At 47.1% G+C, this 19,220-nt stretch carries 19 protein-coding genes and 1 riboswitch; of the genes, 12 read left to right on the top strand and 7 right to left on the bottom strand.

Translation table 11 applies throughout. The features are described from left to right. Positions 1 to 87: 87 nt before the first annotated feature. Complete coding sequence (locus tag GQ51_RS07685; RefSeq protein WP_047551835.1) at positions 88 to 2,064, bottom strand: TonB-dependent receptor; 1,977 nt, start codon at positions 2,062 to 2,064, stop codon at positions 88 to 90. A 172-nt stretch (positions 2,065 to 2,236) separates the two neighbouring features. Continuing rightward, positions 2,237 to 2,478: riboswitch (cobalamin riboswitch) on the bottom strand. 124 nt (positions 2,479 to 2,602) lie between these two features. Between GQ51_RS07685 and GQ51_RS07680 the strand changes: the two genes are divergently transcribed. From GQ51_RS07680 to GQ51_RS07670, 3 genes are all read left to right on the top strand, one after another. Next, positions 2,603 to 2,791: a hypothetical protein gene (locus GQ51_RS07680; protein WP_047551832.1), complete on the top strand. Its 189-nt coding sequence runs from the start codon at positions 2,603 to 2,605 to the stop codon at positions 2,789 to 2,791. Positions 2,792 to 2,826: 35 nt separating this feature from the next. Continuing rightward, positions 2,827 to 3,120 (top strand): cell division protein ZapA, encoded by a 294-nt coding sequence (locus GQ51_RS07675; protein WP_047551829.1) that lies wholly within the window; start codon positions 2,827 to 2,829, stop codon positions 3,118 to 3,120. Between the two features lie 339 nt (positions 3,121 to 3,459). Continuing rightward, positions 3,460 to 4,164, top strand: a complete 705-nt coding sequence (locus tag GQ51_RS07670; protein ID WP_052177761.1) for a 2'-5' RNA ligase family protein — start codon at positions 3,460 to 3,462, stop codon at positions 4,162 to 4,164. Here GQ51_RS07670 and GQ51_RS07665 read toward each other — a convergent pair. Further along, positions 4,156 to 4,527 carry a DUF2237 family protein gene (locus tag GQ51_RS07665; RefSeq protein ID WP_047551827.1) on the bottom strand — a complete coding sequence of 124 codons (372 nt, stop codon included), beginning with the start codon at positions 4,525 to 4,527 and terminating at the stop codon, positions 4,156 to 4,158. The two genes, GQ51_RS07670 and GQ51_RS07665, sit on opposite strands and share 9 nt — an antisense overlap. Before the next feature lie 69 nt (positions 4,528 to 4,596). Here GQ51_RS07665 and GQ51_RS07660 point away from each other — a divergent pair, with 69 nt between their 5' ends. Beyond that, the gene (locus GQ51_RS07660; RefSeq protein ID WP_047551824.1) at positions 4,597 to 5,055 is read left to right on the top strand and encodes an EVE domain-containing protein; all 459 of its coding nucleotides are present in this window, start codon (positions 4,597 to 4,599) and stop codon (positions 5,053 to 5,055) included. A 34-nt stretch (positions 5,056 to 5,089) separates the two neighbouring features. Here the strand turns inward: GQ51_RS07660 and GQ51_RS07655 are convergent, their stop codons facing one another. Continuing rightward, on the bottom strand, positions 5,090 to 6,157 hold the full coding sequence (locus GQ51_RS07655; RefSeq protein ID WP_047551822.1) for a YVTN family beta-propeller repeat protein: 1,068 nt from the start codon (positions 6,155 to 6,157) through the stop codon (positions 5,090 to 5,092). A 239-nt stretch (positions 6,158 to 6,396) separates the two neighbouring features. Continuing rightward, positions 6,397 to 7,920, bottom strand: coding sequence for a threonine ammonia-lyase, biosynthetic (ilvA, locus tag GQ51_RS07650; RefSeq protein WP_047551819.1), 1,524 nt, complete (start codon positions 7,918 to 7,920; stop codon positions 6,397 to 6,399). A gap of 115 nt (positions 7,921 to 8,035) precedes the next feature. Between ilvA and rpiA the strand changes: the two genes are divergently transcribed. Both rpiA and phoU read left to right on the top strand, forming a co-directional pair. After that, a complete protein-coding gene (rpiA, locus tag GQ51_RS07645; protein WP_047551816.1) occupies positions 8,036 to 8,695 on the top strand; it encodes a ribose-5-phosphate isomerase RpiA in 660 nt (219 codons plus the stop codon). Positions 8,696 to 8,773: 78 nt separating this feature from the next. Beyond that, positions 8,774 to 9,481, top strand: coding sequence for a phosphate signaling complex protein PhoU (phoU, locus tag GQ51_RS07640; protein WP_047551814.1), 708 nt, complete (start codon positions 8,774 to 8,776; stop codon positions 9,479 to 9,481). Positions 9,482 to 9,579: 98 nt separating this feature from the next. Here the strand turns inward: phoU and GQ51_RS07635 are convergent, their stop codons facing one another. Continuing rightward, a complete protein-coding gene (locus GQ51_RS07635; RefSeq protein ID WP_047551811.1) occupies positions 9,580 to 9,852 on the bottom strand; it encodes an oxidative damage protection protein in 273 nt (90 codons plus the stop codon). 117 nt (positions 9,853 to 9,969) lie between these two features. Here GQ51_RS07635 and GQ51_RS07630 point away from each other — a divergent pair, with 117 nt between their 5' ends. Then, entirely contained in the window at positions 9,970 to 10,383 is a 414-nt protein-coding gene (locus tag GQ51_RS07630; RefSeq protein ID WP_052177869.1) for a diacylglycerol kinase, read from the top strand. A gap of 92 nt (positions 10,384 to 10,475) precedes the next feature. Here the strand turns inward: GQ51_RS07630 and GQ51_RS07625 are convergent, their stop codons facing one another. Continuing rightward, positions 10,476 to 12,497, bottom strand: a complete 2,022-nt coding sequence (locus tag GQ51_RS07625) for a TonB-dependent receptor (RefSeq protein WP_047551808.1) — start codon at positions 12,495 to 12,497, stop codon at positions 10,476 to 10,478. Between the two features lie 449 nt (positions 12,498 to 12,946). Further along, the gene (locus GQ51_RS07615) at positions 12,947 to 13,639 is read right to left on the bottom strand and encodes a TraX family protein (RefSeq protein ID WP_052177759.1); all 693 of its coding nucleotides are present in this window, start codon (positions 13,637 to 13,639) and stop codon (positions 12,947 to 12,949) included. A 181-nt stretch (positions 13,640 to 13,820) separates the two neighbouring features. Here GQ51_RS07615 and GQ51_RS07610 point away from each other — a divergent pair, with 181 nt between their 5' ends. From GQ51_RS07610 to GQ51_RS12480, 5 genes are all read left to right on the top strand, one after another. Next, a complete protein-coding gene (locus tag GQ51_RS07610; RefSeq protein ID WP_081987120.1) occupies positions 13,821 to 14,495 on the top strand; it encodes a lytic transglycosylase domain-containing protein in 675 nt (224 codons plus the stop codon). Between the two features lie 147 nt (positions 14,496 to 14,642). Further along, positions 14,643 to 15,077, top strand: coding sequence for a TrbC/VirB2 family protein (locus GQ51_RS12055; protein ID WP_052177758.1), 435 nt, complete (start codon positions 14,643 to 14,645; stop codon positions 15,075 to 15,077). 23 nt (positions 15,078 to 15,100) lie between these two features. Further along, on the top strand, positions 15,101 to 15,421 hold the full coding sequence (locus GQ51_RS07600; RefSeq protein ID WP_047551805.1) for a type IV secretion system protein VirB3: 321 nt from the start codon (positions 15,101 to 15,103) through the stop codon (positions 15,419 to 15,421). Between the two features lie 208 nt (positions 15,422 to 15,629). Further along, complete coding sequence (locus GQ51_RS07595; protein WP_047551802.1) at positions 15,630 to 18,053, top strand: VirB4 family type IV secretion/conjugal transfer ATPase; 2,424 nt, start codon at positions 15,630 to 15,632, stop codon at positions 18,051 to 18,053. A gap of 1 nt (position 18,054) precedes the next feature. Then, entirely contained in the window at positions 18,055 to 19,218 is a 1,164-nt protein-coding gene (locus GQ51_RS12480; RefSeq protein WP_047551799.1) for a type IV secretion system protein, read from the top strand. The last annotated feature ends 2 nt before the right edge of the window (positions 19,219 to 19,220 follow it).

Genomic DNA, 19,220 nt, shown 5'->3' with positions numbered 1-19,220 from the left:
GCCTTTCAAAAAGGCGCGTATGGGTTATACGCGGCCCCGATCATTTACAGCATCATAACATTTTGTGTTACTGCATAAAAGAACACATTAGAAATCCGCTTTCATGCCTACGCGCCAGGTGCGTACAAAATCAACCGGATAGATCGCGTTGTCGGCAATCTGCACGGAATTTTCCTGATCAAAAATATTGTTGATTGCGGTAAAGAAGTTCAGGTTTCTGTACTGGTAGTTAATCGCAATATTCGTTGAATTGAAACTGTCCTGCTTCTGGCTGAAATTGTTCTCAAAATCATTAAAGGCATAGGCAGTAGAACGCCAGGTGTGGTTCAGGTTCAGGCTGGCATGATCAAGGAACTTGTAATTCAGGTTCGCAACAATGGTATGTCTGGGCGCGCCTGGCAAGTCTTTATTCTTGATGATCGAGCCATCCAGCGTTGTTTCTTTATCCACGATGGCGCGAGTGTAGTTGTAAATAATGGAAGCACTTAGGTCGTTGCTGAATTTGTAGCTGTCCTGCAGTTCCAATCCATATTTATACGTTTTGTCCAGATTGCTGTTGGTGCCGAAAAAACCAAAAGTCGGATCGAGGTATATTTCGTTGTTCAGGTTAGCCCTGAAAACGGTAATCTTCAGGCGGTTGTAGGCTGAAACGTGGTTAATGCCGGCATTCAGGGTGCGCACCTTTGCCGGGTCAAGGAAACCGTTAAACCCGCCGCCAAAAGTAAAAAGCCTGTCGATATCAGGCGCCTGGTAAGCCTGGTTGTAGTTGGTGAATGCGCTCAGGCTATCGCTGAAACGGTAATTGGCGCCAATATCAAAAGCATCGATATCTTCTGATTTTTTTGCTCCGGTCACTGGGCCAAAGGCATAGGAAACGGGTGAGAACCGATATTTGACTTGTTCGTTACGTGCGCCGGCAGATAATGTCAAAGCGTTGATCTTGTATTCACCGCTGACGTAAACCGCTTCATTTTTCTTGGTGGTTTCATCTTTGGAAGTCCCCCATGGGCTGTAGTCGCTGAACGACTTGCGTGAGCCGTCAAAATCCTGATAGCCGGCCAGCAGGCTGAGCGTATCGCTTTGGTAGCTGATACTGATGTCATTGCCTTTGTATAGGGAGTTGGCTGTTGATGGTGTTGAGGATATGAACTCGGAGAATTTATCTTCCTGATAATGGAAGGCGCTGATCCTGACATGGTCATTAACGTCATACTCGCCGCCGATCCGCCACTGGTCGCTATTGAAGCTTTGATGGGTGTATGTCTGGCTGAACGGCCTTTGCGTGACCTGTCTCGGGTCGTCGCGGAATTCATCCTGCGTCATTGCGTTTACGTAGCGCACGTCGTTACGGGAGCTGGTAGCTTCGATGTTAAAGCGCAATTGATCGGTAGGTTTGATTTTCAGTTTGACGTTCTGGCTATTGCTGGTGAATTGGTCTTTATGGCCGGTCTCATCTTTTTTGCTGAAACCGTCATGGCTGTCATGTGCCAGATTCACCGAGAGGTCAATATACTTTTCAGAGAAGCCGGCATTGATATACGAGTTTTTCTGGCCAAAATTACCTAAAGAGCTGCTGATGGTGACACCGGTCTTGTTTTTTGTATAAATCTGAATGCTGCCCGCGGTTGCGCCGTCACCGTAAATGACGGAGCTGCTGCCCTTGGCGATCTCAATGCGCTCGATATTGCCCAGCGCAATCCCAGCAAGCACGCTGGGTGACAGGTCGATGCTGTTCAGGCGTTGTCCGTCTACCGTAATGACAACGTTCTGATGGCCGTTCTCGGTACCAAAGCCACGCAGATTGATTGCCGGAGTTGCGCGGTTGCCGATGTTCGGTGATGCGTTCAGCGAAGTCTGCTGGGCAAGGTATTCGTAAAGGGTTGCTGCGCCAGAAGCTTCTATCTGTGCCGCGGTATGAATTTCGGAAGCGTAGGTCGTCTCCGTGTCTTTGCGCTCAAAGCGGTTTGCTTTTACGGTTACGTCATCAAGAGCTATGGTTTCGGCAGCAAAAACAGGTGACGAAATTGAGAGGCCAATCAGGCTGGCAATGGTAGATCTTTTCATTATATATTCCCTAAGCTATGCGCGACCCCGCGTATAGCGTTTAGTAACTTAGTTTGTAAGCTATTTTATTGATAACCTAGAAAACAAAAGGGGGTAGGGATATATTAAAGAAAGCGCAGAAGCAAGTGATTGGAAGCGCAGCCTTTGATACCGTCACCCCGCGGTAATTTTCTAGCGTAAATGTTGCGAGGCCGGTCTCCGGGCTGGTGAGCTTGGGGTTTTTAAACCTTGGGTTTGCGCCTTCCCGAGCTATTTTAGAGATCAGTGGCGTATTGCAAACCGTTATGAATAATCAGACTCACTTACCGTTGCGGGGGCAGCACAGGAATTGTTTCAGAAATTGAAGCGCACCTGTTTCCCAGTTTCACCTTGTTTGCAGAAAGCAAACTCGGCACCTATCAACTTTTGTGATTATAACTTTTTATTTTTAAATCTAAGGAACTATTTACAACTTATTTGGTTTGTAAATTATTGTAATACTTTATGAAATTCATGTTAACTATTGACTATAATCAATTTATTAAATTATAGTTGCTGTATGGATGCAGACTTAAAAGCGCTAGAACAGAAACTATCACACCTGATTTCGATGTGTAATGAGTTACGCGGTGAAAACGCGGAGCTACGCCATAGCCTGAATAAGATGGAAGCCGACACGGCGGCATTGAAAGCCAATATGGCGCAGGCCAGCGAGCGCATCGAGACCTTGATAGACAGTCTCCCCTGAATCAGATCCAACATCACATTTTAGAGCAAATAATAATGAGCGATATTAAAGGCGTAGACGTCAGTATCATGGGGCGGAACTTTACGGTGTCGTGTACCGATGAAGAACGCCCCGGCCTGATTAACGCTGTGAATTTTCTGGATAAGAAAATGCGCGATATCCGTGATAGCGGTAAAGTGATCGGTGTGGAAAGAATCGCAATCATGACTGCCCTGAACCTGGCTCACGAACTGCTTAACAGCAAGAGCGGTGATGTTGATGTAGGCGATATCAAGCGCAGGATTACAATCATGCTTGATCAGATTGATCAAGCATGTGGGCATGAATAAATATAAAATTTTGTCAAAAATACACGTCAAAAGAGAGTAGAATCAATTCAAGCAGTTTTATCTTAAGAGGAAGCAGGATTTAAGATAATTCATCAGATTTCAAAGTTTGTTCTCTGCGGTTCGGTTTAGGCTAATAATTCCTTGAACTAGTTTATAGCATCGGTTTTAGTCATTCGAGCGTCTGTGTGAGCGCCTCTTGCAGGTGTACCTAATGCACTCTAGGCTGTTACCACTTGAGCCTTTTTGGTTCAGGATGCTGGTCTAGGCTGTTCCGTGGAGAACTCTCAATCCCCGTTATTTTCTATAAGACGCTGTTATTCCCGATTGGATTTCTCAGGCATGGCAAACCTGTTTGATATTCGTAAAAAATTTCTTGAAAATCCGCATACCATTAAAAATGTCCGCCAGGACTTTCCCGATTGGCATCGGGGCAGGTCGCACTATGCGCTTTGGGCGATAGATGTGGATTGCCAGGCAGTGCGGCAGCAGGTACAGGCTGCTGAGCAGCATCTGTCTGGCTTTCTGCTGGATGGATATTGCCGCCAGCCACATGTAACGCTTGGTATCAACGGGTTTCTGAGTGAACAGCCGCAATGTTCGGATAATTACGGTGCCTGGGATTTTGAAGCGGATGTATCGGCTTTAAAAAGTGCCTGCATACAGCCATTTGAGATCGAAATCGGCTCCTTAGCCAGCTTCAGCTCAGCGCCATTTCTTCATGTTCATGATGCTGGCCATCGCCTGCACGCGCTGCATGCGCTTTTGCATTCCATGGCTTGTGATGGGCGTACGCAATACCTTCCTCATGTAACGGTTGGCCTTTATTCTGATACATGGAAAACTGCAATGATTGATCTTCGGCTGAGCGCTTTCCCGCAGGAGAGCGTGACAAACTGTTTGATCAGCCGGATCAGCCTGATGTGCTATAACGCTTCTGAGGTCGGGGGAGAGCTGCTGACGCTTGCCGACTATGACCTGGAGCAGGGGGCGCTACAATGGCGTCAGCCATTGCCCGTGATGCCGGAAATTTCCTGGCTACCTTAATGCGTGATATTTAAGGTCTGCCAGGCTGACGATTTTCAGGCATTTTTCGTGGCAGGCTTCCATGATCACCGGTGGTGCAAATCCGGCCTCGGATGCCTCAAGCCAGCGGCTGGCACATAGGCACCAGCGGTCGCCGGCCTTTAGTCCTGCAAAGCCATATTCAGGGCGCGGCGTGCTTAAGTCGTTACCGCATGAAGCCGAGAATGCCAGGAACTCTTCTGTCATTTGTGCGCAGACGGTGTGGCTGCCGCTGTCCTCAATACTGGTTTCACAGCACCCGTTACGCGTAAAACCGGTAACCGGGCTGAGGCTGCAGGCTTGCAGCGGGGTGCCTAATACATTCTTCTGCTGTGGCTTCGTCATAATGAAAATTGATGATTGTTGATTTGGTTATAGATTATCATAAGCGAATATTTTTAACTGGAAAAAACCATGCGTTATTGGTTAATGAAATCTGAGCCGGCGGATGTTTCAATTGATGACCTGGCGGCGAGGCCGGATCAGACTGTCGATTGGTATGGCGTACGTAATTATCAGGCAAGAAACTTTATGCGCGACCAGATGAAAGTGGGCGATGGCGTGCTGTTTTATCACTCCAACTGTGCCGAGCCCGGCATTGCGGGTATCGCTGAAGTGTGTACGCTCGCTTACCCTGATCGATTGCAGTTCATCGAGGGGCATAAGTATCATGATCCCAAAGCCAGCCCGGAAAACCCGCGCTGGTTTAATGTGGATGTGAAGCTGGTGCGTAAAACCAGGCTGTTAAGCCTGAAAGAAATGCGGGAAACGCCGGAGCTTGCCAATTTGCGTATTCTGCAGCGCGGTAACCGTTTATCCATTACGCCGGTAGACCCCAGGGACTGGGAATTGATATTGGAAAAATTAAAATAAAAAGCCCCGAAACGGGGCTTTTTGCAGGCTGTATTTATAAAGGCTTATCTAAACTGCCTGATGATTTCGGATAAGTCACCACGCCCCAGGGCATCTTTTTATCTTCGATCTGCTTGGTGATTTCCAGCTTTTCGGTATCTATCACAAATACTGCATCCGATTTGCCGCACGCCAGCAGAATCTCTTTGTCGTCAGGGGTGAAGCTGAAGTGCCAGCAGCGGTTCCCGGTCGTCACTTGTTTTACTTTTTCATACGTTTTTGCGTTAAATACTTCCAGGGTCTTCGCCTTGTTTGCCGCTACGTAGATGTGTTCACCTGCGCGGTCGTAAGCAATGCCGTATGGCGTGGCACCGGTATCAACCGTGCGCAATACTTTAAAGTTCTTATCCAGTACCATGAATTTGTTGCCGTACTCCAGTGTAACGACGTAGGTTTTGCCATCCGGAGATACTTTTACGCCGCGAGGACGGTCGCCATATTTATGTGTCTTGATCGTCTTGAGCAACTTTCCGGTTTTCATATTGTGTACGGTCACGGTATTGTCAGCCTCATTGGTAATCACCAGCTGTTTGCCGTCTTTGCTGAACTCGATCCCCTCGGTTTCCGGGCCACCGACAATTTCACGTACTTTTTTGCCTAGTTTTAAATCAATAATGCCGATACGTGCCGGTTCGGCATCGTCATCCTCGGCTTCTTTTTCTGCTTCTTTTGCCGCGGCTGAACCAGGTGCCGGTGGAGGGCCGCCTTTGGCGCTTGGTTCATAAGAGACAAAAGCAAAGTTGCCGCGAACCCTTACAAATTCAGGGTTTTTGCCCACAGGGATTTGTTTGATGACTTCATTAGTTGCGGTATCAATAACAGACACGCTGCCGTTCTCGCGTGTCGCCACAACCAGCAGTTTGCCGTCATCTGATATTGCCAAACCACGAGGGCCTTCGCCCTTTACATCAATGCTGGCCGAAGTCGCCATGGTATTGAGGTCGATCACCGTTACGCCGCCATCCTGGTTTGAAACATATGCCTTACCTCTATCTGCGGCGTTTGCGTTGACATTGAACGCAAGGCCTATTGCCAGGGTAACTGCCAAATACCTTAACTTCATATTTAATCTCCGGTTATTTATTTTTCAGGTTTATTGTCACTAATTCGCATGGTGATTTGGCATACGCGATGAAATAAGGTTCAACGGTATTCCATATGTCAAATTACGCAATGAACTTTAGATTTACAAGCATGCAAAAATCATGCTGGTAAGTTTTTTCATATAAAACATGCGCTTATTTTTTATGCAAGTTGATTTTAGGCTGAAAGCAACCACCAGCCTGGCTAAAAACTTGCACTTTAACCCAGGAATAATTTATAGGCAGGGTTTTCAGTTTCATCCCAATATGGATAACCCAGTTTGCTCAGGAAGTCCGAAAATTCGGTCAGTTCATTTGGCGGCACCTGCATGCCTACCAGTACCCGTCCGAAATCTGCGCCGTGGTTACGGTAATGAAACAGGCTGATATTCCAGTCATGTCCCATGGTATCCAGGAACTTCATCAGTGCGCCTGGTGTTTCCGGGAACTCGAATCTGAAAACCTTTTCATTTTCCGCCTGCGGTGCATGGCCGCCTACCAGGTGGCGCAGGTGGAGCTTGGCAACTTCGTTGTCGCTCAGGTCTAATGTCGGCAGGCCTTTTTGCTGCAAAGCGCTTACCAGCTTGGCTGACTCGGATGGGTCTGAAACGGCAACCCCTACAAAAATATGCGCATTCTGCGGGTCTGAGTAACGGTAATTGAATTCAGTGATATTACGGCCACCCAGCAGGCGGCAGAAGGACTTGAATGCGCCTGGTTTCTCTGGAATGGTGACGGCTAATACCGCTTCGCGTTTCTCGCCGATTTCGGCACGCTCTGCAATGAAGCGCAGGCGGTCAAAATTCATATTGGCGCCGGATGCAACGGCAACCAGCGTTTTATCCTGCAGGTTTTCGCGGGCGGCATAAGCTTTCAGGCCCGCTACGGCCAGGCCGCCGGCGGGTTCTAAAATGCTGCGTGTATCTTCGAACACATCTTTAATCGCAGCGCAGATGGCATCGTTGTCTACAATGATCATTTCATCTACATATTGCTGGCACAGTGCAAAAGTGTGTTCGCCCACCTGTTTGACAGCAGCCCCGTCAGCAAACAGGCCTACCTGATCCAGCGCCACGCGCTCGCCTTTTTTGAGTGAGAGCGTCATGGCTTCGGCATCTTTTGCCTCTACGCCGATTACCTTGATTTCAGGGCGAACGGCTTTAATGTAGGCTGCTATGCCTGCCAGTAAGCCGCCACCGCCAACGCAACAGAAAATAGCATCAATCGGTTCCGGGTGTGCTTTCAGGATTTCCATGGCAATCGTGCCTTGCCCGGCGATGACATCCGGATCATCGTACGGGTGTACGAAGGTCAAACCTTCTTTCTTTTCCAGCTCCAGTGAATGGGCATACGCATCAGAATAGCTGTCGCCGAATAATACGACTTCGGCACCGCGGCTTTTAACGGCATCGATCTTGATTTGCGGTGTGGTGGTGGGCATCACAATCACGGCGCGGCACTTGAGTTTCTGTGCACTGAGGGCAACCCCTTGTGCGTGATTGCCGGCAGAGGCCGCAATTACGCCTTTAGCCAGCGCCTCTGGCGATAAGCTTGCCATCTTGTTGTAAGCACCGCGAATCTTGAAAGAAAATACCGGCTGCATATCTTCGCGTTTTAGCAGTACATTGTTCTTAATGCGCTTGGATAGATTGATTTGCAGGTCTAATGGCGTTACTTTAGCAACGTCATATACGTGTGAGTTCTGTATTTTTTCTAAATAATTTTGTGCGGTATCTGTAGGCATGCGCTATTTCTAATAGTGGGCTGGGTTTCTAAAACGGACGAGTGCAGTGTATAGTACTAGATTGGATTGAATTATATAACTCGTATTATAAAGAAATTGCAAGGACTTGACTAAAATGGCTTACACACAAGACGAATTGAAACAACAGGTAGCAAAAGCGGCAGTTGAATATGTAAAAGGCGGTATTATCGGGGTGGGTACAGGGTCGACCGCTAACTTTTTCATCGAAGAACTTGCAAAAGTGAAACATAAAATTGACGGTGCGGTAGCCAGTTCTGAAGCGACGGCAGCACGCTTGCGCGGCCACGGTATTGAAGTGTTTGACCTTAATAGTGTAGACAGCCTGGATATTTATGTGGACGGCGCCGACGAGATCACAGAACACATGCACATGCTCAAAGGCGGCGGTGGCGCCCTGACCCGTGAAAAAATCGTGGCTGCGGTGGCAAAACAGTTTATCTGTATCTGCGACGCCAGCAAATATGTACCTGTGCTGGGTAAGTTTCCACTGCCGGTAGAAGTGCTGCCAATGGCAAAAAGCTACGTAGCGCGCGAACTGGTTAAATTGGGCGGCCAACCGAAATTGCGCGACTTTACTACCGATAACGGTAATGTAATTCTAGACGTGCATGGCTTAAATATTACTGATCCGGTTGAGATGGAAGCCAGAATCAATCAGATCGTAGGTGTAGTGACTAATGGTTTGTTTGCTGCACGCCCGGCCAATGTATTGCTGCTGGCAACACCTGATGGCGTTAAAACCTATAAAAAATAAATGCTTAATCGCATTTTGTAATAATTTTGTCATATTAGGTGCCTAAGATAGCGTTCTGGATAATTGTGGAAAAATAAAATGCATTCTGAACACACCTTTAAGCAATATGATGCTGAGTTGGAAGCGCTGCGTGGAAAAGTGCTTGAAATGGGCGGCCTGGTAGAGCAGCAAATTATTCAGGCACTTGAAGCGCTGGTGAAGCTGGATCCAAACCTGGCAAAAGAAGTGATGAATAACGATCATCGCGTGAATGCGCTGGAAGTGCAGATCGATGAGGACTGCAGCCATATCATTGCACGTCGCCAGCCGACTGCCGGCGATTTGCGCATGGTCATGATGATCGTAAAAACCATTACTGACTTGGAGCGTATTGGTGATGAAGCTACCAAGATCGCACGTACCGCACAAAAGATTTTTGATGAAGATCGTTTGTATAAACCGCGCTTCAATGAAATTAAAGCGATGGTTACATTGGTGCGCGAAATGCTGAGTACAGCGCTGGATGGTTTTGCGCGGCTTGATGACAGCAAAACGGTAGCAGTGGCAAGGCAGGATGAGCAGGTCGATGAGCAGTTCCGTGCTGCCATGCGCCAGTTGATTACGTTCATGCTGGAAGACCCGCGCACGATTTCAATGTCATTGGAAGTATTGTTCGTAGCGAAAGCGATTGAGCGTATCGGCGACCATGCCAAGAACATCGCGGAATATGTGGTGTATATGGTTAAAGGTAAAGATGTGCGCCACACTTCAGTGCAGGATATGGAGCGTGAGACAAGCCAGTCGTGATCGGCTTTGTTTAAACCGCTGGTTTGAACAAGGTATCGTAAATAAATAAAAAAGCGCCGTATCAGGCGCTTTTTTATTACTGCAATGTTCGCGTTATCTTAGCTTTTTGGCGGCACATAACCGCTCGCCGTATCAGCGCCGTCACCGAAGAAGTATTTTTCAGTTTGATCTGACAGGTATTTACGTGCTGTCGGATCAGCCAGGCTCAGGCGGTTTTCATTGACCAGCATCGTCTGCTGTTTTAACCAGGCTGCCCAGGCTTCTTTAGAAACGTTTGCATAAATACGCTTGCCGAGTTCACCCGGATAAGGCGGGAAGTCCATGCCTTCAGCCTCTTTGCCTAATTTAATACAATTTACCATGCGTGCCATAATGAACCTTGTTAAATACGTGATTGAATACTTAAAGCATAATGATAGCGCATGTTAAAATTTGCGCACAAATTATTATGTATTAATTTTTTATTACCCACGAGCCGAGAGCACTCAATGCAAACTCCTGAGAATGACACACAACAATCTAAACATCTGACAGATGTCAGTCCATTTAAAGGTAAAACGGGTATCCGTCGGCTGATGAATGCTTTTGGTTATTCATTGCAGGGGTTTTCCGCAGCGTTCAAACATGAAGATGCTTTCCGGCAAGAGGTGTTTCTGGCCTTGGTGCTGATTCCGTTGGCAATTTACCTGGGTGATGACCGTGTAGAGCAGGCGCTGATGATCGCCAGCGTGCTATTGGTTCTTATTGTCGAATTGCTGAACTCTGCAATTGAAGCCGCAGTAGATCATACTTCTATCGAACGTCACCCCTTGGCAAAGCAGGCAAAAGATATTGGCAGCGCGGCAGTGTTTATTGCGTTGACGATTGTGGCGGTTGTCTGGGGTCTGATGCTGTTGGGTTAAAAGCAAGCAGGTTTCAGTAAACAGGGCCTTTCATATGAAGGTTACATGCAGGAAGGTGCATGCTGCAGCCCTCCCTGAGCGTATGAATTGATTCAGAAATCAGCACGTAAACCCAGTAACAAGGAACGTCCCGCCTGCGGCGCAATATCTTTCAGGAACGAGGCATGTTCGCGAATTTCCTGATCAAGCAGATTATTGGCTTTTGCATACACTTCCAGCCCTAGCTTTGTCGGTAGCTTGTAAGTGACCATTGCACTCAGGTTGGTGTAGCCGTCTGTTGCGAGCTCGTTCGCTGCGGTACGATTCTGCCCGAAGGCATGCAGGATATCCGCCCTGGCACCGAAGCTGTTTTTCTGGTAATGCAGGCCGGCTCCCAACCTGAAGGGCGTAATGCGTGGCATCGGGTCGCTGTTATCAAGATTTGTGGCTCGTACATAGTCGCCACGCAAAGTTAAATCCAGATAATCGGCAATGTTGAATCTGCCATCAGCTTCCAGCCCCCTGAATGTGGCGGCAAACGATGAGAACTGCGCAATCGGCAGGCCAGACCCTGCATCAGTATCCCCGGTGTTCAGCAAGCCCAGGAAACTGCTGAACCTGGTGTAGTAAGCCCCGAAGTTAACACTGTTCTTACCGTCTTTCCAGCGAATCTGTGCATCAATGCCGTTAGAGCGCTCTTTGTCAAAATTGGCGTTGCCGATTTCGTACTGGCCGGTTGCCAGATGTGCACCATTCGCATAAAGCTCGAAGTAACTTGGCGCCCGCTCGTTGTGAGAGAGGTTGGTTGCCAGTGACCAGTTCGAATTAATCGTATAAAGGCCACCTAATGCATAGCTGGCTGGATTAAAACTGTTCTTTCTCGCTGTATCATCCTTAAATGCACCGGCATCCAGTGTTACATGTTCTACCCGTCCACCAAGGCTCAGTTTAAGTCGGCTTAGCGGCAGCTCTTCATATAGGTACAGTGCTTTGCTTTGTGTGTTGACCGAGGGCACAAATGCTTCGTCGCCCAAAGCTTCAAAATTTGAATTCTGGAACTGAAAACCGGCTACGCCTTTCAGGTTGCCGATGCTGGCATGTCCAGCTTCGAAACTACCTTCCAGCCCGCGATTTTTGAAGGTAGTGCCGACTTCACCGTTTTCCAGCTCCTGATGTTGATAATCGGTGTGAGCCAGTTTTAGTTTTACACGTTCTATCATGCCGCCTAACTCTCTGGCCTCGCCGGCAAAATCCCAGCGGTCGCTCTGCATGTCGGCGCGTACATCCGGTTCGGCTACCGTGCCGTAGTTGTTTCTGAACCCGGAGTAAGAGATCCCTGCATAGCCGTCGTCAAAAGTAAGCGATGCGCCTAATGCACCACCTTCACCACTGGCGTTGCTGTTTACTAGTCTGCCGCGATTGTCGCGTACCGTACCGTCAGCACGGTTTTTACGGCTGGATACTGCGAATCCCGGAATATCGAGGTCACTGGTTTTTCGGGTGTAGGCATCCGCATGAACCGCGATTTTTCCATTGCCAATATCTATTACGCCCGCCAGGTTGTTCTGGCTATCTGCACCGCCTGCGCTTGCTTCTGCACGGCCGGTTGCGCCTTCCAGTTTTTCAGTGGGAATCCTGTGGTCAATCGCATTCACCACGCCGCCCACCGCACTGCCGCCATATAGCAAAGCGGCCGGGCCGCGTATGACTTCAACTTGCTCAATGACCAGCGGGTCAAGCGATACGGCATGGTCAAAACTTAAGCTGGATGCATCAAGAATGCCGATGCCATTCTGCATGATACGTACCCGTTCGGCATCCAGGCCACGGATAACCGGCCGTGATGAATTGGGGCCAAAGCTGGTGGCACTGACTCCGGGAATTCCATTCAGGGTGTCGCCAAGCGTGCTTTCACGTTTCAGGGAAAGTTCGCGGCCATTCAGTATTGAAACTGGCACCACCATCTCATCTGAGTTAACGCCCAGCGGGTTTCCCGTAACAGGGACAGTAGCCAGCTCTATAGCGGTGCTTTCATTCGCAGCACTGGCCTGGCAGGTGAATAACGCCGTAATAACGACTAATAAGGGTTTTAGCGCAAATGCTGAGCGCATGCGCGGGTTCTGTCTGTAATGCATGTGAGTAACCTCAAAAATAAAAGCAAGACACCGGCAGTGTAATTGCCGGTGTTATTCAATTCAGATGCTGCTTATTTGAGGTGGCGCACGCGCAGAATAAACGCTGGTGAATGTTGATTGGAAACTTAAAAGCTGGCTGGCGATGGCGGTTGAGCCCGCACCAATTGCCGGAATAGAAAAAGCCGATAACTGTAGCCCGCTTGCTATTTTTGCGTAGCTGATACATTGCGAACATTGTTCGGCAGCATTGTGCTTTGGCTGTGATTTTGAATCCTGGCGTGTGTGCTGGCTTGCATCGGTCAAGTGGCTGATTTCGTGCGTAGCAACGCCCATTTGCGTAAACGCAAACAAGAAAACTAACGCAAAATGAATCACATAACGCTGCAGCATGCGTCAATTTTAACAGATTTTATTATTTGATCTTATTTTTTTAAGTTCCGGCAACTGAGTTACAAAAAGTTTCTATGAATATAAAGCAGCAGCGCCAGGTGTATTGGATAGTAGGCATAAAAAACATAACGCAGACGCGGAAAATTAAAGCGTATCCGTGAAGCAAGTAAGATCAAAGGAATCGCCGCACACGCCCAATAATTCATATTAACTACCGCAAGCAATGCCGTGCTTGCTATCCAAACCAGCATTCTCAATAATCCAGGCGACTTGCAGAACCACCAGGCCGCCAGGCAGTAAGCAATGCCAAACCAGAGGTATTCGACAAAAATCCCAATGATCAAAAACACGAATATAAAGATGAACCATTTGTATTTTTGATTGCTTTCCAGAATATAAATCAGGTATGTCACCAGGAATAGCATAAACATGATATTGACCGGCACCCATCTGTAAAGCAGCCCGTAAAACGGGGTAGCCAATAAGCCAAAGAGCAGCAGGCGTTTCATGGTTCTGATGATGATTCCGGATTGTAAGGCATTGGCTCTCGTTAAATTAAAAGCCAGCACAAAGCCGAATATAGGCATTGCCAGCCTTCCGGTGGCGTACATCAAGGGGAATTGAAAATGAAGCAGGAAGTGATTGATGTGGTCGGCTGTCATCAACAGCAACGCCAGCCACTTCAGGGCTTCCAGGCTGCCATTTGAAAACTCAAGTTTTTGTGTGTGTAAATGTTGATTGCGGTTTCTCATGACGCCTCCCTGAATAAGCATTTTTTACAATTTGATACAAAAAGTGCTTGACACCTTTTCAATTAGGGATATTATTGTATCAAATATATGGGAAATATTCCCATAAAATATCGAAAATGACACTATTCAGGATTCGGGAAAACCATCATGGGATGTTCAGGGGCATACAACGGAGGCCAAAATGGATATTAATGCGCTGGCATTAGAGTGTGCGCCTATGGTTGCACCACAAACCCTGGCCGCCATAGTCAAAACCGAATCCAATTTCAATTCTTTGGCTATCAATATTAATAAGGGTTACCGTTTGGAGCGCCAGCCTAAAAATAAAGATGAAGCAGTGGTTACCGCCAAATGGTTAATTGCCAATAACTACAACATCGATATGGGGCTGGGGCAGGTGAATTCTGTGAATCTTGCCAAAACCAGATTAAGTATTGATGACGCATTTGACCCATGCAAGAACCTTGCTGCTGCGGCCACGATATTGAAGTGGAATTATGAGTCTGCGAGCAGACGCGCACCAGATAACCAGTCGGCACTGCACGCTGCAATATCGGCCTACAACACAGGCTCTTTTACCCGGGGATTTTCAAATGGCTATGTGCAGAAAGTCGTCAGTAACGCTTCAGTTGCAGGTGTGAAAAGTAATACACCTGCTGTGAGTGTGCTCATAAAACCCATCAAGCTGGTGAATATATCCAAAACACCAATAGCGATTAAACCGGCCAGTACTGTAGTTGAAAAAGAATCCATAACAACCAAACCTGTAGAGGCAGGAAGCCAGCCTGAAAGTAAAAGTGAGTTAGCTGTATATCGTAATGACGAGCTTGCACAAAACATCATGGTTTACCGTTGATAAAAATATCGAGGTTCATACAGGTTGAAAAGTATTACCAAAATTTATTCAGCATCAATCTAAATTGATAAAAGCAGTACGTAAGAAGGTTGTTGAATAAAGCTAAGTAAGGCAGCACCGATATTAATTAATCACGAGGAGTAATTTATGCGTATCACAAATTTGATTAAAAACACAAAACAGGCTTTCAGTGTTCAGCCAAGTAATGCAAAACCGATGAGCGCTATTGACCGTGAGCAGAAAAATAAGCAACTAGTTAAGTTTGTGCTGACTAGTGCTGCAGTGTGTTTGATTGCGTTTGAGCCTACTATTGCAGCGGCAACTACTGGAACTGGTACTGGTACTGGTGGTGTTACTACTGGCTTAGAAGGTGCCGCAAACAATATTCTGGGTTTGTTCACCGGAGCCTTAGGGAAAGCTGTGGCAACAATAGCCGTAGTGGTAATGGGTTTGATGGCGATGTTTGGTAAGTTGGAATGGGAGCGTGCATTTAAATTAATTTTAGGTATTGCAATCGTATTTGGTGCATCTGCTTTCATAAAACTGATCGCGGGTAGTAGCGCCACAATTTCTGGCATTTAATATAGCCGAGATGGGAGTAAGTAATGCGTGAAAAGGAAGTGGCTGTTCATAAGGACTTGCTCTTTGTTGCGCTGACGCGAATACCCACCGTTGCTGGCATACCTTATATGGCGTTTGTCATTGAGATCATGTTTGCTTCGCTAGTGATTATCATGATTGGTCAGCCGCAGTATTTGCTGTCGGTAATACCAATACATGGAATTTTGTACCTGATCAGCGCAAAAGATCCCGGTATTTTTGCAGAGATTGAAGTGTGGATGAAAACCATAGGTCGTTGCCTGAATAAAGGTTTTTGGGATGCAGCCAGTTTTTCACCTTTGCAAACACGTAAGTGGAAGCAATAGTGCCTAATCGCTGAAGTCATGGTGTGAGGGGAATTGAAAATGCAGTGAACGTCATTCCCGCGCAGGCGGGAATCTGGGCTAGCCAATTAAGTTAACTGGATTTCTACTCGTGCGGAAATGATGGAGTGAGCAAGTTTTTGTTTATAAGTGTTGTGACTCTGATTGTGGATGTATTGAAAAAGTTGATGTGATGGAATAAGGGGGGGGTATGACAGGAGCATTTCAGTTTGCCGGTGCATTAAAAAGTGAGCTAGAAGCCGCTGCTTTTATCCCTTATTCCAGCCATGTCAACGAAAACACCATCAAGCTGGTGAACGGTGACTTTTTGCAGGTGATTAAGCTGCAAGGTGCCGCCCATGAAAGTGCCGATATTGAAGACATCAATAATTGGCACAGCCAGTTGAATGGCATCATGCGCAATATCGCCTCGCCCAAGGTGGCGCTATGGTCGCATGTGGTCAGGCGTGAGTTTAATGAGTACCCCGATGGTGACTTCCACCCCGGGTTCTGTCATGACTTTAATGAGAAGTATCGTTCAAAAATGGTCAGCGGACGTATGCTGGTCAACGAGATTTATCTCTCCATTATTTATCGCCCGCAAACAGTCAAGGCTACAAGCTGGTTTGCGATTTTTAATACCAAAAGCCAAAAAGAAATAGAAGAAGAGCAACTGGATAACATTGACGTCATTAACGAAATTAGTGGTGCGGTAATGAGCGGTTTGTTCCGTTATGAGCCTGAAATGCTGGGCTGTTACGAGCATAACGGTGTCATGTTTTCAGAAGCGGCAGAGTTTCTGGCTTATCTGGTCAATGGTGAGTGGCGTAAATTCCCCTTACCGAGGGCAGATATCAAAGATGTGCTCACAACATCGCGCCCGTTTTTTGGTAAAAGCGGCCTGATGTCGCTTAAAACGCCTACACAAGAACGTTACGCTTCAATCCTAGCGGTGCAGGAATATCCGTCAATGACACAGCCGGGGCTGCTGAACGATCTACTTGGCATGCCGTTTGAAATGGTGATTTCGCAGTCGTTTACGTTTTTATCCAAGCCGGTAGCAGTGGGGCGCATGCAGCGCCAGTATGGGCGTATGGTTAACTCGGGCGACCTGGCGAAATCTCAAATAAATGCCATTCATGATGCGCTGGATGATTTAATCTCAAATCGTTTTGTGATGGGCGCGCATAACATCAGTATTCTGATATATGCAGAAAACCGTAAGCAGCTTACCGAGCATGTCAACTTGGCTGGGGCGTCGTTATCCAATATCGGCATTAAATGGACGCGCGAAGAAATGGGCATTGCCGGCTCTTTTTATGCCATGCTGCCCGGTAATTTTGAATACCGGGTAAGAGTGGGGGATATTACCAGCCTGAACTTTGCCGGTTTTTCGAGTTTTCATAATTTCCCTATCGGCCGCATTCGCCACAATCAGTGGGGTGATGCGGTGATGATGTTTAAAACTACATCAGGCAGCCCGTATTACTTCAACTTTCATCGCGCTGAAGGTAAAGAGGCCAAGCTGGATAAAAACCATAAGGATTTAGCCAATACCATGGTCATTGGACAATCCGGCGGCGGCAAAACTGTGCTGGAGATGACCATGCTGGCCATGGCCATGAAATTTAATCAGCCGCCCGAGTTTCCGGCTACTTATATTCTGTTTGATAAAGATTTGGGCGCATCAATTGGCGTGCGCGCCATGGGTGGCAAATATTACCCAATCAAGAATGGCGTACCTTCCGGGTTCTCGCCGTTTCAGCTCGACCCCACGCCTGATAACCTAGTGTTTCTGGAGGCGCTGGTCAAAAAACTGGTGGAACATGAAGGCATGCCTTTGATGCCGGCACAGGAGCGTGAGATTAATCAGGCCATCAACGGGGTAATGGGCGCTGCCAAATCAAAACGGCGGCTGGGTGCGCTACTGGAGTTTTTTGACCCCACCGATGCCAATGGCCTATATGCGAGGCTTGCGCGCTGGTGCCGCGGCGGTGCGCTGGGCTGGCTGTTTGATAACGCCGAAGATTCATTTAGCCTGGAAGGTTCGCCCATCTTTGGTTTTGATGTGACCGAGTTTCTTGAAAACGACGAAACGCGCACACCAACCATTATGTACCTGTTTCACCGTATTGAGAAACTCATCGATGGTCGTCGTCTGATTATTTTTATGGATGAGTTTTGGAAACTGCTGCTGGATGAATACTTTGAAGACCTGGTGCAAAACAAACTTAAAACCATTCGTAAGCAAAACGGCTTTCTGGTGATGTTTACACAATCACCGCGCGATTCGCTGCGCTCTAAAATCAGCCACTCCCTGATTGAGCAAACGGCCACCAAGATTTTTCTGCCCAACCCGGGTGCCGATTATGAAGACTATGTGAACGGATTCAAGCTCACAGTGCGTGAGTTTGAAATCATTAAAAACCTGGGTGAGAAATCGCGCCAGTTTTTAATCAAGCAAGGGCAAAACTCGGTAGTGGCCGAGCTCAGTTTGCAGGGCTTTGATGATGAACTGGCAGTGCTTTCCGGCAACACGGCAACATCACTGCTGGCGGAGCGGCTGGTAGCGGAATTGGGTGATGATCCGCAAGTTTGGCTGCCGGAGTTTCATCGCGTGCGGAATGGAGGCTGATATGAAAAAAATGCTATCTATATCAATTTTCTTATTTGGTTTGTTTGTAAGTACCAACGCAAACGCAGCCGCACTTGTTGTGTTTCAAGGGTATCAATTAGCTAAAGAGCATATCATAGCAGCATCAGCAGCAGCTACAGAAGCTAAAACCACACTGATGGAGGCTTGGGATAAGTCAGTATGGAAAGAGCAGTTATTCGGGATGTTGAAGCAACTACAAACAGCACAGAAAGAACTCAATGAATTGGTGAGCTTACGTGATGATTTCATGAATACACTGTCTGGAGCAAGAGATATAGGCAGCAGTATATTAACCCCCAATAGTGGTTCATCTAATCCTGATTATCATTATGCAGACAGACTTCCCAGTACATACAGTGGTAGTAGTGCATATATTGGTACTTTGTCTAATAGCAACTCAACAACGATACGTGATGCTTGGAAAGTAAATACAATTGGATTTTTAAAAACAGATAATATAACTGCAAAAACTAATGCTGCGGCTGAAAGTAATGCGCAGCAAATTGCAGTGATTCAAGCCATGGCACAAGAGGCTTATTCTCAAGCTGCTTTACGTGTTCAAATTATTGCAGATTTGGAGAGAAAAATCACAGATGCAACTGCTGCAGTAAACAGTAAATCAGTTGCACAAAGCGATGGGCAGAATACATGGGAAGTGAATATCCCTGCACTTGGCAATACACACACTGTTATTACCCCTGAAATTCAGGCTACGCAAAATCAATACGATAATAATGGCAATCTTACTGTTGCTGGCACTTTGGGGCTAGGTTCTTTAACAGAAAGCGTATCTTGGAGTTCACCTGCCTCAAGTACAACCATAGGTGAGGCAACCGCGCCTACCACTGCGTCTGCAGCACCACCCAATGATCGTAACGATCTAAAAAGAATTGCAGATTTGCAGGCGCAAATTCAAGTTCAGCAGGCGCTTTTGCAAAATGAGCAGAATAAATTGGCTTCGTTGGCGATATTGCAGCAGTCTCAGCGCGATGCTTACGAGCAGCAAAAGAGGGAAATTGCAGCATACGCTAATAAGAATAAATCAGATAATTTGACTTCTATATTGGGGTATGTTGGTGTTGCAGCTTTACAAAAAGCTTCTTACGAAGCTGTCGCTGGCTGGTATTCAGCAACCACTGAATGATA

Origin of the sequence: Methylotenera sp. G11 (genome assembly GCF_000799735.1) — a bacterium.
Classification (GTDB): Bacteria; Pseudomonadota; Gammaproteobacteria; order Burkholderiales; family Methylophilaceae; genus Methylotenera.
The sequence above is the reverse complement of the archived record's forward strand: the minus strand, read 5'-3'. Positions and strand labels throughout refer to the sequence as shown.

What these genes read in the sequence shown, in the direction of transcription:
- GQ51_RS07660 (WP_047551824.1), top strand. Translation starts at nt 4,597, where the DNA reads ATGCGTTATTGGTTAATGAAATCTGAGCCGGCGGATGTTTCAATTGAT.
- GQ51_RS07615 (WP_052177759.1), bottom strand. Translation starts at nt 13,639, where the DNA reads ATGAGAAACCGCAATCAACATTTACACACACAAAAACTTGAGTTTTCA.
- GQ51_RS12480 (WP_047551799.1), top strand. Translation starts at nt 18,055, where the DNA reads ATGAAAAAAATGCTATCTATATCAATTTTCTTATTTGGTTTGTTTGTA.
- rpiA (WP_047551816.1), top strand. Translation starts at nt 8,036, where the DNA reads ATGGCTTACACACAAGACGAATTGAAACAACAGGTAGCAAAAGCGGCA.
- GQ51_RS07635 (WP_047551811.1), bottom strand. Translation starts at nt 9,852, where the DNA reads ATGGCACGCATGGTAAATTGTATTAAATTAGGCAAAGAGGCTGAAGGC.
- GQ51_RS07610 (WP_081987120.1), top strand. Translation starts at nt 13,821, where the DNA reads ATGGATATTAATGCGCTGGCATTAGAGTGTGCGCCTATGGTTGCACCA.
- GQ51_RS07680 (WP_047551832.1), top strand. Translation starts at nt 2,603, where the DNA reads ATGGATGCAGACTTAAAAGCGCTAGAACAGAAACTATCACACCTGATT.
- GQ51_RS07595 (WP_047551802.1), top strand. Translation starts at nt 15,630, where the DNA reads ATGACAGGAGCATTTCAGTTTGCCGGTGCATTAAAAAGTGAGCTAGAA.
- phoU (WP_047551814.1), top strand. Translation starts at nt 8,774, where the DNA reads ATGCATTCTGAACACACCTTTAAGCAATATGATGCTGAGTTGGAAGCG.
- GQ51_RS07630 (WP_052177869.1), top strand. Translation starts at nt 9,970, where the DNA reads ATGCAAACTCCTGAGAATGACACACAACAATCTAAACATCTGACAGAT.
- GQ51_RS07600 (WP_047551805.1), top strand. Translation starts at nt 15,101, where the DNA reads ATGCGTGAAAAGGAAGTGGCTGTTCATAAGGACTTGCTCTTTGTTGCG.
- GQ51_RS12055 (WP_052177758.1), top strand. Translation starts at nt 14,643, where the DNA reads ATGCGTATCACAAATTTGATTAAAAACACAAAACAGGCTTTCAGTGTT.
- ilvA (WP_047551819.1), bottom strand. Translation starts at nt 7,920, where the DNA reads ATGCCTACAGATACCGCACAAAATTATTTAGAAAAAATACAGAACTCA.
- GQ51_RS07685 (WP_047551835.1), bottom strand. Translation starts at nt 2,064, where the DNA reads ATGAAAAGATCTACCATTGCCAGCCTGATTGGCCTCTCAATTTCGTCA.
- GQ51_RS07655 (WP_047551822.1), bottom strand. Translation starts at nt 6,157, where the DNA reads ATGAAGTTAAGGTATTTGGCAGTTACCCTGGCAATAGGCCTTGCGTTC.
- GQ51_RS07665 (WP_047551827.1), bottom strand. Translation starts at nt 4,527, where the DNA reads ATGACGAAGCCACAGCAGAAGAATGTATTAGGCACCCCGCTGCAAGCC.
- GQ51_RS07625 (WP_047551808.1), bottom strand. Translation starts at nt 12,497, where the DNA reads ATGCATTACAGACAGAACCCGCGCATGCGCTCAGCATTTGCGCTAAAA.
- GQ51_RS07675 (WP_047551829.1), top strand. Translation starts at nt 2,827, where the DNA reads ATGAGCGATATTAAAGGCGTAGACGTCAGTATCATGGGGCGGAACTTT.
- GQ51_RS07670 (WP_052177761.1), top strand. Translation starts at nt 3,460, where the DNA reads ATGGCAAACCTGTTTGATATTCGTAAAAAATTTCTTGAAAATCCGCAT.